General features: G+C 69.2%; 8 protein-coding genes. 4 read left to right on the top strand and 4 right to left on the bottom strand.

Annotated features, from left to right (window positions below):
• Nucleotides 1–63: 63 nt before the first annotated feature.
• The 4 genes from acs to MMR14E_RS04825 all read left to right on the top strand — a co-directional run bounded on the left by acs (nt 64) and on the right by MMR14E_RS04825 (nt 6,126).
• Nucleotides 64–2,010 carry an acetate--CoA ligase gene (gene acs / locus MMR14E_RS04840; RefSeq protein ID WP_331313066.1) on the top strand — a complete coding sequence of 649 codons (1,947 nt, stop codon included), beginning with the start codon at nt 64–66 and terminating at the stop codon, nt 2,008–2,010.
• 136 nt (nt 2,011–2,146) lie between these two features.
• Nucleotides 2,147–2,518: a DUF485 domain-containing protein gene (locus tag MMR14E_RS04835; RefSeq protein ID WP_331313065.1), complete on the top strand. Its 372-nt coding sequence runs from the start codon at nt 2,147–2,149 to the stop codon at nt 2,516–2,518.
• The gene (locus MMR14E_RS04830; protein WP_331313064.1) at nt 2,515–4,197 is read left to right on the top strand and encodes a cation acetate symporter; all 1,683 of its coding nucleotides are present in this window, start codon (nt 2,515–2,517) and stop codon (nt 4,195–4,197) included. The genes MMR14E_RS04835 and MMR14E_RS04830 overlap by 4 nt, the downstream gene beginning before the upstream one ends.
• 294 nt (nt 4,198–4,491) lie before the next feature.
• On the top strand, nt 4,492–6,126 hold the full coding sequence (locus tag MMR14E_RS04825; RefSeq protein ID WP_331313063.1) for an MFS transporter: 1,635 nt from the start codon (nt 4,492–4,494) through the stop codon (nt 6,124–6,126).
• 601 nt (nt 6,127–6,727) lie between these two features.
• On the opposite strand, the gene MMR14E_RS04820 is transcribed toward MMR14E_RS04825, so the two are convergent.
• From MMR14E_RS04820 to MMR14E_RS04805, 4 genes are all read right to left on the bottom strand, one after another.
• Complete coding sequence (locus MMR14E_RS04820; protein ID WP_331313062.1) at nt 6,728–6,967, bottom strand: hypothetical protein; 240 nt, start codon at nt 6,965–6,967, stop codon at nt 6,728–6,730.
• Nucleotides 6,968–7,346: 379 nt separating this feature from the next.
• The gene (gene purH / locus MMR14E_RS04815) at nt 7,347–8,945 is read right to left on the bottom strand and encodes a bifunctional phosphoribosylaminoimidazolecarboxamide formyltransferase/IMP cyclohydrolase (protein WP_331313061.1); all 1,599 of its coding nucleotides are present in this window, start codon (nt 8,943–8,945) and stop codon (nt 7,347–7,349) included.
• Between the two features lie 82 nt (nt 8,946–9,027).
• The gene (locus MMR14E_RS04810) at nt 9,028–10,776 is read right to left on the bottom strand and encodes a heparinase II/III family protein (protein ID WP_331313060.1); all 1,749 of its coding nucleotides are present in this window, start codon (nt 10,774–10,776) and stop codon (nt 9,028–9,030) included.
• Between the two features lie 176 nt (nt 10,777–10,952).
• Nucleotides 10,953–11,906 carry a metal ABC transporter solute-binding protein, Zn/Mn family gene (locus MMR14E_RS04805; RefSeq protein WP_331313059.1) on the bottom strand — a complete coding sequence of 318 codons (954 nt, stop codon included), beginning with the start codon at nt 11,904–11,906 and terminating at the stop codon, nt 10,953–10,955.
• Nucleotides 11,907–11,930: the final 24 nt, after the last annotated feature.

The raw sequence follows: 11,930 nt of genomic DNA, 5'->3' as shown, positions 1-11,930 counted from the left end.
GAAGTCCTGGCTGCGCGGCGGAGACCGCGATACGATCGGGCACCAAAACAGGGATGGGACGCCATGGAAGGCAAGGTGGTCGAGGTTCAATCCGCGTGGCGCGAGGGCGCGCACGTCGATGATGCCAAGTACCGGGAGATGTACGCGGCCTCGGTCGCCGATCCCGACGCGTTCTGGGCCGAGCACGGCAAGCGCATCGACTGGATGAAACCGTTCTCGACGGTGAAGAACACCAGCTTCGAGCCCGGGAAAGTCTCGATCAAGTGGTTCGAGGACGGCACGACCAACGTCGCCCACAACTGCATCGATCGTCATCTCGAGACCCGGGGCGATCAGACCGCGATCGTCTGGGAAGGCGACAACCCGGACGAGTCCAAGCACATCAGCTACCGCGAGCTGCACGCGCAGGTCTGCCGGATGGCCAACGTCCTGCGCAACCGCGGCGTCGGCAAGGGCGACCGCGTCACGCTCTACATGCCGATGATCCCGGAAGCCGCCTACGCGATGCTCGCCTGCGCGCGGCTGGGTGCGATCCACGCCATCGTGTTCGGCGGGTTCTCGCCGGACTCCCTCGCCTCGCGCATCCAGGGCTGCGGCTCGAAGGTGGTGATCACCGCCGACGAGGGCCTGCGCGGCGGCCGCAAGGTGCCGCTGAAGGCCAATGTCGACGAGGCGATCAAGCGCCTCGGCACCGACCTCGTCGACCACGTGATCGTCGTGCGCCGCACCGGCGGCAGCGTCGCCATGGAGGCGGGCCGCGACGTCTACTACGACGAGGCCGCCGAGCAGGTGACCGACGAGTGCCCCGCCGTCGCGGTGGAGGCCGAGCACCCGCTCTTCATCCTGTACACGTCGGGCTCGACCGGTCAGCCGAAGGGCGTGGTGCACACCACGGGCGGCTACCTCGTCTACGCGTCGATGACGCACGAATACGTCTTCGATTACCGCGAGGGCGACGTGTACTGGTGCACGGCCGATGTCGGCTGGGTCACCGGCCACAGCTACATCGTGTACGGGCCGCTCGCGAACGGTGCCACGACGCTGATGTTCGAGGGCATCCCGACCTACCCGTCGACCTCCCGGTTCTGGGAAGTGGTCGACAAGCACAAGGTCAACATCTTCTACACGGCGCCGACCGCGATCCGCTCGCTGATGGGCGGCGGCGAGGGCCCGGTGAAGAAGACCTCGCGGCAATCGCTCCGCGTGCTGGGCTCCGTCGGCGAGCCGATCAACCCGGAAGCCTGGGAATGGTACTACAACGTCGTCGGCGACAAGCGCTGCTCGATCGTCGACACGTGGTGGCAGACCGAGACCGGCGGCATCCTGATCACGCCGCTGCCGGGCGCCACCGCCCTCAAGCCGGGCTCGGCCACCCGCCCGTTCTTCGGCGTGAAGCCCGAGATGGTCGACGCCGAGGGCAAGGTGCTGGAGGGGCCTTGCGAAGGCAATCTCTGCATCGCCGATTCCTGGCCGGGCCAGATGCGAACGGTCTACGGCGACCATGAGCGCTTCGAGCAGACCTATTTCTCGACCTACCCGGGCAAGTACTTCACCGGCGACGGCGCCCGGCGGGACGCCGACGGCTACTACTGGATCACCGGCCGGGTGGACGACGTCATCAACGTCTCGGGCCACCGCATGGGCACCGCCGAGGTCGAGTCGTCGCTCGTCGCGCACCCGAAGGTCGCCGAGGCGGCGGTGGTCGGCTACCCGCACAACGTGAAGGGCCAGGGCATCTACGCCTACGTGACCCTCAACGACGGCGAGGAGGGCGACGACGCGCTGCGCAAGGAGCTCGTGACCTGGGTGCGCAAGGATATCGGGCCGATCGCCTCGCCGGACCTGATCCAGTTCGCACCCGGCCTGCCCAAGACCCGCTCGGGCAAGATCATGCGCCGGATCCTGCGCAAGATCGCCGAGGACGATTTCAGCTCGCTCGGCGACACCTCGACTCTGGCCGAGCCGGCCGTTGTCGACGACCTGATCGAGAACCGGCAGAACCGGGCCTGATCGCATCCGCGCCGCCGCGGCGGCGCGGGTCCGGACCGGGGCGGGTGCCGGGACGGCGCCCGCCCCCAACAAGAACCACGAATTTCAACGCGACGAACCGGGGGGCCGAGAGCATGCCCTCGCGGGAGGAACAGCCATGAGCGGCACGACACTCGACACCCGAGGGCGCACGGCGCCCCCGGGAACACGCACACTCGGGACCGGCGTCGACCCGCAGGTCGAGCGGATCGCCCGGACCCCCGAGTTCCAGCAGCTCGTCGGCGAGCGCACACGCTTCGCCTGGATCCTGACGACCCTGATGCTGGTCGTCTATTTCGGCTTCATCGGCCTGATCGCCTTCGACAAGTCGCTCCTCGCCGTGAAGGTCGGCGGCACCGCCTCCCTCGGCCTGTTCGCGGGCGTGTTCGTGATCCTGTTCGCCTTCGCGCTCACGGGCGTCTACGTCGCCCGGGCCAACACGCGCTTCGACGCGCTGAGCGACGCCCTGAAGCGGAGTGTCGCCCGATGAACCGCCTCCTCCTCGGCCTGACGCTGGCCACGATCGTCGCGAGCGCCGCCTACGCGGCCGGCCCGGATCTCGGTGCCGTGTCGCAATCGGCCACGAACTGGCCGGCCATCCTGATGTTCCTGTTCTTCGTGCTGCTGACGCTCGGCATCACCTACCGGGCCGCGAAGGGCACCAAGTCGGCCGCCGACTTCTACGCGGCGGGCGGCGGCATCTCGGCGGGCACGAACTCGCTGGCGATCGCCGGCGACTACATGTCGGCGGCCTCGTTCCTCGGGATCTCGGGCCTCGTTTACACCTCGGGCTTCGACGGGCTGATCTACTCGACGGGCTTCCTGGTCGGCTGGCCGATCGTGCTGTTCCTGATCGCGGAGCGCCTGCGCAATCTCGGCAAGTTCACCTTCGCCGACGTGGCGAGCTTCCGCCTCGACCAGACCGCGATCCGCATCATCTCGGCGGTGGGTACCCTGGTGGTGGTAGCCTTCTACCTGATCGCCCAGATGGTCGGCGCGGGGAAGCTGATCCAGCTCCTGTTCGGCCTGCCCTACCTCTACGCGGTGATCATCGTCGGCGTGCTGATGATCGTCTACGTGGCCTTCGGCGGCATGAAGGCGACCACCTGGGTACAGGTGATCAAGGCCTGCCTGCTGCTCGGCGGCGCGACCTTCATGGCCGGCGCGGTGCTGTACAAGTACGGCTTCAACCCGGAGTTGCTGTTCGCCAACGCCGTGCAGGTTCACCCGAAGGGCGACGCCATCATGGCCCCGGGAGGCCTCGTGTCGAACCCGGTCGAGGCGATCTCGCTCGGCGTCGGCCTGATGTTCGGCACCGCCGGCCTGCCGCACATCCTGATGCGGTTCTTCACGGTCTCGGACGCCCAGGCCGCGCGCAAGTCGGTGTTCTACGCCACCGGCCTGATCGGCTACTTCTACATCCTGACCTTCATCATCGGCTTCGGCGGCATAGCCCTGCTGATGTCGGATCCGGTCTACTTCAAGCTCGGGCCGGCCGGCGCGTTCGACAAGCTGAAGGACATGATCGGCGGCACCAACATGGTGGCGGTGAACCTCGCGAACGCGGTGGGCGGCCCGTACTTCCTGGGCTTCATCTCCGCCGTGGCCTTCGCGACGATCCTCGCGGTCGTCGCCGGCCTGACGCTCGCCGGCGCCTCGGCGATCAGCCACGACCTCTACGCCCAGGTGATCGCCCGCGGGCGCACCACCGAGAAGCACGAGGTCAACCTGTCGAAGATCTCGGCCGTGGTGATCGGCATCGTGGCGATCTACCTCGGCTACGTGTTCGAGAACCAGAACGTCGCCTTCATGGTCGGCCTCGCTTTCGCGGTGGCGGCGAGCTGCAACTTCCCGGTGCTGGCCATGTCGATCCTGTGGCGCGGCACCACGACCTGGGGCGCGCTCGCCGGCGGCCTCGTGGGCCTGCTCTCGGCGGTCACCATGGTGGTGCTGTCGAAGGCCGTCTGGGTGACGACGTTCGGCCATCCCGCCGCGCTCTTCCCCTACGACAACCCGGCTCTGTTCTCGATGCCGCTGGCCTTCGCGACGATCTGGGTCGTGTCCCTCCTGGACAAGAGCCGCCGGGCCCAGCGCGAGCGCGCGGCCTTCGAGGCGCAGTACGTGCGCTCCGAGACGGGCATCGGGGCGGCCGGCGCGCACGCGCACTGACGGCACCCGGACCGATCGGACAGGCGGGGGGCGCGGCGCGAGCCGCGCCCCTCGTCGTTCCGGTGACAACACCGCACGCGCCCATGTTGATGAGGGAGTTCACAATCGCTTTACCGGTTGACCGCCCCAGCCCGTGCGATAACGCATAGGTGATCTGCGCCATGCGCAGAACCGCCCGGGAAGCGGGCCGGTGAGCGGGCGATCCGGGTCTCGGGCCGCCCATGTGCGTCTGGGAGGACCTGTCTTATGCCTGTGGCAACCGCGATCCCGCGAGCGGAAGACGCCGCGCGGCCGATGACGTCGGCCGAGAAGCGGGTGATCTTCGCATCCTCGCTCGGCACCGTGTTCGAGTGGTACGATTTCTATCTCTACGGCTCGCTCGCGGCGATCATCGGCGCGCAGTTCTTCTCGGCCTACCCGCCGGCCACGCGCGACATCTTCGCGCTGCTGGCCTTCGCGGCCGGCTTCATCGTGCGGCCGTTCGGCGCCCTCGTGTTCGGCCGCGTCGGCGACCTCGTCGGGCGCAAGTACACCTTCCTCGTCACGATCCTGATCATGGGTCTGTCGACCTTCATCGTCGGCATCCTGCCCAACGCGGCGACCATCGGCATCGCGGCCCCGATCATCCTGATCGTGTTGCGCCTCGCGCAAGGGTTGGCGCTCGGCGGCGAGTACGGCGGCGCGGCGACCTACGTGGCCGAGCACGCGCCGAACGGCCGGCGCGGCTTCTACACGAGCTGGATCCAGACGACCGCGACGCTCGGCCTGTTCCTGTCGCTGCTGGTGATCCTGGCCACCCGGACCTTCACGGGGGAGGCCGCCTTCGCCGAGTGGGGCTGGCGCATCCCGTTCCTGGTGTCGGTGCTGCTGCTCGGCATCTCGGTCTGGATCCGCCTCCAGCTCTCCGAATCCCCGGCGTTCCAGAAGATGAAGGAGGAGGGCAAGACCTCGAAGGCGCCGCTCACGGAGGCGTTCGGCGAGTGGCGGAACGCGAAGTTCGCGATCATCGCCCTGTTCGGGCTCGTCGCCGGCCAGGGCGTCGTCTGGTACACGGGTCAGTTCTACGCGCTGTTCTTCCTGCAATCGATCTTGAAGGTCGACGGGTACACGGCCAACCTGCTGATCGCCTGGTCGCTGCTTCTCGGGACCGGCTTCTTCGTCGTCTTCGGCTGGCTGTCCGACAAGATCGGCCGCAAGGTCATCATCCTGGCGGGCTGCGCGATCGCTGCGGCGACGTTCTTCCCGATCTTCAAGGGGATCACCTCGACGGCCAACCCGAAGCTCGAGGCGGCGATCGAGAACGTGAAGGTGACGGTGACGGCCGATCCGGCCGCCTGCGGGACCCTGTTCAACCCGGTCGGGACCCGGGTGTTCACCCAGCCCTGCGACCTCGCCCGCGACTTCCTGTCGAAGTCGTCGGTCCGCTACACGACCGTGGCCGGCGCGGCCGGCCAGCCCACCACGATCCGGATCAACGACACGGAGATCCCGTACCTGCAGGGCGGCAACGCCGAGGCCAACAAGGCCACGACCGCCGCGCTCCAGGCCGCGGGCTACCCGAAGGCCGGCGATCCCGAGATCGTCAAGATGGCGAACCCGTTCGACATCTTCCGGCCGCAGGTCGCGCAGGTGATCGGCCTGCTGTTCATCCTCGTGCTCTTCGTCACGATGGTCTACGGCCCGATCGCCGCCATGCTGGTGGAGCTGTTCCCGACCCGGATCCGCTACACCTCGATGTCGCTGCCCTACCACATCGGCAACGGCTGGTTCGGCGGACTCTTGCCGGCGACGGCCTTCGCCATGGTGGCACAGACCGGCGACATCTATTTCGGCCTCTGGTACCCGATCGTCATCGCGGTGGCGACGGTGATCATCGGCGTGCTGTTCGTGCCGGAGACCAAGGATCGCGACATCTTCGCCGACACCTGATCGGCGCGAGCCGACCGGATCCCGGTCCGGCCCGCGTCAACGGCGCCCAGGCAGCACCCGTTGCCTGGGCGTTCTCGTTCGGGGCGGCGCCTCGCGGCCGCCCCGCTTGTGTCGAGCCTGCAACGCCGGCGCGAATTAGCGATCCGTGCGGTACGTCACGGATTGCGTTTCGTCTGATCCTGTACGGAGGTGACAAGTATCGAGACCCGGCGGAAACGGCCCTCCTCGGATGGAGCCGTCGCGCCAATTGTCTTGGTTTCGATTTCACGCGTTGTAAGAGGCTAATTATTGCAACTGCAAATAAAATATCGGCCATCCCCGGACTTACCGATGGCCGTGCCGGTCACCTGAACCTGTCTACAATTTAACCTGCCGACAATACGCCCGGTGGAACCCTGTGCGGTACGAGTCCGTATCAGGTCACCCTCCGCTCCGGGTTCCTGGGATCTCGAACGTGAACACCGTCCTGACACATCTGCGCCGTCAGCCCGGCACGAAGCCCCCCCTTCTCCTGGTGATCGTCTGGTCCGTCGTTGCCGCGGGGCTCTGGATCCTGATCAACAGGTGCGCCGGACATCTGGTCTGGTTGTGGTGATCCGCCTCACCGCCCCCGGTCATTCTCGGGGTAGCCGGTGGAATAGGCACCGACGAGATATCCCGCCTGGTGCGCGGTCAGGTACCCCATCACGATCAGCACACGCAGCAGGTCGATCCCGTAGACGGACACGAAGATCGTCGCGGCCGTGACCAGGATCACCGACGAGGTCAGCGCGACGACGATCACCGAGTAGGACCGGCCGACTAGCCATCCCACGAGAAACAACAGCGCTGCGACCACCATCTCGTCACCCGAGCCGGACTTGTTCCAGGAAGTCCTTCACACGAGCTTCCGGCGCACATCTCCGTGATTGTGGCGTGCGGCAGAGAAAATTTCAACCCGCGCAGCAGATGCCGTACATATTCGCCAAGATGGGAATATTACACCCGCAATAATGCTTCAAAAATTGCGTTTCTGGACGCCATCTATCCATTGCCGAGCTTCGGATGGACAGGGACCTTTTCGCGGCAATGCTCGGCCGACCCGCGCAACCGGCCAGAAATCGGCGCGACCGAACCGATCGCGCCGGATCGTTAACGACGCGCCGGTGCCACGGCACGACCTCCGTGGCGCCCGGTCCGGCCGCCGAAATCACGAACGCCCCGGAGAACGGCCACGCGGCTCAGTGCCGGAAGTGGCGGTGCCCGGTCAGGACCATCGCGAGACCGGCCTCGTCGGCCGCAGCGATCACGTCCGCGTCGCGCATCGAGCCGCCGGGCTGGATCACCGCGGTGGCGCCCGCTTCGGCGGCCGCCATGAGGCCGTCCGCGAACGGGAAGAACGCGTCCGACGCCACCACTGAACCGACAGCGAGGCTCTCGGCCAGCCCGAGACGCTTCGCTCCCTCGGCGGCCTTCCAGGCGGCGATGCGCGAGGAATCGACCCGGGACATCTGGCCCGCGCCGATGCCGACCGTGGCGCCAGCCTTCGCGTACACGATGGCGTTCGACTTCACGTGCTTGGCCACCCTGTAGGCGAACCGGAGATCGGCCAGTTCGGCCTCGCTCGGCGCGCGCTTCGTCACGACCTTGAGCGGCATATCGTCGACGACCGCCGCGTCCCGGCTCTGGACCAGCAGACCGCCCGCGAGAGTCCGCACGGTCTCGCCGCCGGCCCGCGGGTCGGGCACGCCGCCGGCCAGCAGCAGGCGCAGGTTCTTCTTGCCGGCCACGATGGCGGCCGCCTCGGGCGTGGCGTCGGGGGCGATGATCACCTCGGTGAAGATCTCGACGATCCGGCGGGCCGCCTCGGCGTCGAGGGTCCGGTTCAGCGCGACGATGCCGCCGAAGGCCGAGGTCGGATCGCAGCTCAGAGCCCGCTCGTAGGCCTCGATCAGGCTCGTCCCCTCGGCGACGCCGCAGGGGTTGGCGTGCTTGATGATCGCCACGGCGGCGGTCCGGGCCGGGTCGAACTCGGCCACGCACTCATAGGCGGCGTCCGTGTCGTTGAAGTTGTTGTAGGACAGCTCCTTGCCCTGGAGCTGGCGGGCGGTGGCCACGCCCGCCCGGACCTTGCCGGGAGCGCGGTAGAAGGCGGCCGACTGGTGAGGGTTCTCGCCGTAGCGGAGCTCCTGGCCGAGGGCGCCCCCGAAGGCCCGGAAGCGAGCCGGCGCCTCGGCGCCGAAGCGGCCGGCCATCCAGTTGACGATGGCGGCGTCGTATGACGCGGTGCGGGCGAAGGCCTTCTGCGCCAGACTCCGGCGCAGATCCGCGCCCAACGCCCCGTCCTGGGCCTCCAGGGCGGCGAGCACGCCGGCATAGTCCGAGACATCGGTGACGACGGCGACGTCCGCGTGGTTCTTGGCCGCCGCGCGGATCATCGCCGGACCGCCGATATCGATGTTCTCGATGCAGTCGGCGTCCGACCGGTCCGCCGCGATGGTCGCCTCGAACGGGTACAGGTTGACCACGAGGAGATCGATGGCGCCGATCCCGTGGGCGGCGAGCGCGGCCTGATGTTCGGGGTTGTCGCGGATGGCGAGCAGGCCGCCGTGCACCGCCGGGTGCAGCGTCTTGACCCGGCCGTCCATCATCTCCGGGAAGCCCGTCAGGTCGGCGACCTCGGTGACCGGCAGGCCGGCCTCCTGCAGGGTGCGGTGCGTGCCCCCGGTCGAGACCAGCGCGACGCCGCGGGCGTGGAGCGCCCGGGCGAAGTCGACGAGGCCGGTCTTGTCCGAGACCGAGAGGAGCGCGCGGGAGACCCGCACCTGATCGTGCGCCATAGCTACGTGCCGAAGTTCGAGATTTTCGGGCGCGGTAGCATGGAAACGGTGACCCGGGCCAGCCGGGCCCGTCGGGCGCCTGTCAGGGCGCCACGCCGCGCAGGGGCGCGGAGGCCTGGCGCTCGAAGGTCCATCGAACCTCGACGTCGTCGGACACCCGCAGGTGGAGGACAATCTGGTCGGTCCGGCGCGGCCCGGTCAGGCCCGAGAAGTAGACGCTCTCCTCGATGGCGATCTCGGCGTTCTCGGCGCGGAAGATCCAGATTTCCCCGAGCGCCGAGGCGAGCTCCAGTCCCTCGGGGATGCTGCGCACCGCGATGCCGGGATGGAGGTGGAAGCGGATCGCCACGTCCTGCGGGCGCAGCCGTCGCCCGCGGCTGAGCCCCTTGCCCTGTCGCAGGAAGGCGTCGCGGCCCTCGAGTCGCGCCGTCGCGTGGAACAGCTGCCAGCGGCGCTCATGAACGATGCCGAATTCGGGGCCGTAGCCGTTGTGCCGGGCCGCGAGGACGACGCTGTCGGCCTCCTCGGCCCGCTCGGCCGCCACCGCCGACGGACCGCTCAGGACCACCGGCCCGCGCCGGCGGATCAGCCAGTCGGCCACGAGCCGCTCGCCCCACCACCCGGTGCGGGTGAGGAACCGGCAGGACGAGGCGTGCGCCACCGAGGCCGTGGAATGGGCCGGCGTCGAGCGGGCCAGGAGGCGCAGATCGGCCCCGCTGGCCGGCAGGCCGCAATTGACCACGATGCGCTGCGGACCGCTCGACATCTCGAAGGCGAGGCAGCCCGCCCCGGCATTGACCGCGTAGGGCAGCGGCGGGCTGGCGCCGACATCGGCCACGATCACGACCCGGCCGCCCTCCAGGCGCTCGTAGCCCGAATTCGGCGCGTGCATCAGCGGGCGCGCGAGCGCACCGTCGTAGACCAGCAGGGTCGCCAGATGGTCCGCGTCGGTGGCGCCCATGCCGTTGAAGTGGCTCAGCGAGGCGTCCGGGTGGCGCAGGAGCCGCAGCAGCGGCAGCATCCGGTCGACGGCGCGCAGGAGCGCCAGCGGCGGCTCGACGCTGCGGCTGAGGTAGCTCTGGCGCAGCGGCAGGAGGTCGAGGAGCAGCTCCATGGCGTAGCGCGGGTCGCGGGAGCGGTGGCCGCCGTCGGTCAGGATCTGCCGGTCGAGTTCCCGCGTCAGGATGCGGGTCGCCCGGCGCAGGATCGGCTGGATGCCGTCGCAGCACAGGCCGGCGTAGCAGAGCGCCACCGCGGCGTTCAGGCGCCATTGCGGCGGCACGCCCCGCCGGAGATCGCGCTCGAGCTGCTGCGCGTTGCGGCCGATCGCCTTGAGGAAGTTCTGGTAGAAGCCGTGATCGGCACCCTCCAGCACGAGGGGTGACTGGCACAGGAACGAGATCAGCCGGCGCGCCGCGACCGGCGTCTGGCGGGCCAGCGCCGCGTCGCCGCGGCCGGCGATGAAATCGGCCACGAAGGCGCGGGCATTGGCGCGCGCCAGCGCGGTGTCGGCGGCGCGCAGGTGGCGCAGCCAACCGAAGCCGTAGAGCTCGTCGGCCCATTCCGGCGACGGCGCCGCGTAGTCGAACGGCGAGCCGCCGCTCGCCGCGAGCGACCGGCCGGCGAAGACGAACAGGCCGGCGTAGATGTCGTCCGCGAAGGTCGCGTCGGAGGTGCGCAGGTCCTGCGGCGCGATCACCAGCCCGGCCACGCGCATCCGGGCGAGGATGTCGGGCGGGGCGGTGACGCGGGCGCCGGCGGCGCGGACCGCGCGCGCGGTCTCGCGCGCGACGAGCCGATAGAAGCGCCAGCGGTCAGGCCCCCAAGCCACGCGATCTCCGAGCTACGCGTTCTGACAAGGCCCCAAGGCCTTGAGCCCTCGCGCACGAGGATCGGCTGGCACCCGTTTCGTAAGGCTAGTGGGGGCCTCTTAACCGGCGGTTTACGCTATGTCATGTCCGACGCTGTGAAGGCGAATGACGGGGGCGACCCGCCCGCGCGGCGCGGCTAGCCCGGCATCAGCGCGGCGTCGAACGCCGTCAGGTTCGACCGCATCAGGTCGAGATAGGTCGCGGCCGGGCCGTCCGGCGCCGAGAGCGCGTCGGAATAGACCTTGCCGCCGACGCGGGCGCCGCTCTCACGGGCGATCTGCTGCATCTGGCGCGGGTCGCTGATGTTCTCGAGGAACACGGCCGGCACGCGCTCCTTCCGGATCTGGCGGATGATCGCCGCCACGTCCCGCGGGCTCGCCTCGCTGTCCGTCGACACGCCCTGCGGCGCGATGAAGCGCAGGCCGTAGGCCGCCGCGAAGTAGCCGAAGGCGTCGTGGGTCGTGATGATCCGCCGCCGCTCCGGCGGGATGCGGGCGATCGCCGCCCGGACGTCCCGCTCCAGCGCGTCCAGCTCGGCGAGATAGGCGGTCGCTGCCGCCCGATAGGCGTCGGCATGGGCCGGATCGACCTTGGCGAGGCCGTCGCGGATGTTCGCCACGTAGATCCTTACGTTGGCGACGTCCTGCCAGGCATGCGGGTCCACGGCGTGGTCTCCGTCCCCGTGGCCGTTGCCGTGGTCGCCGCCGTCGCCGTGGGCGTGCTCATCCTGGGCGGGCAGAGGCTTCACGCCCGCGGAGGCCACCACGACGGGCGCGCGCGTCCCGGAGGCCCGGATCAGCCGGTCGAACCAGCCCTCCAGCCCGAGCCCGTTGACGAACACGATGTCGGCTTCGGCGAGCTTGCGCGCGTCGGCCGGGGACGGGCTCAGGCCGTGGGCATCGGAGTCCGGCCCGACCAGCGTCGCCACCGCCACGTGCGATCCGCCGACCTGCCGGACGAGGTCGCCGAGGATCGAGAAGGTCGCCACCGCCCGCACCGGCCCGTCCGGCGGGGCGGCCGCGGCAGGCCACGCAGACCCGAACCACAGGGACAGGATCGCGAGCGCCGTGATCCGGAATGTTGTCGCCACGTCCCGCACCGCTCACCTGCCCGA

Origin of the sequence: Methylobacterium mesophilicum (assembly GCF_036441335.1) — a bacterium.
Lineage (GTDB): Bacteria > Pseudomonadota > Alphaproteobacteria > Rhizobiales > Beijerinckiaceae > Methylobacterium > Methylobacterium mesophilicum_B.
Note: the sequence above shows the minus strand (reverse complement) of the source record. Positions and strands in the feature narration are given on the sequence as shown.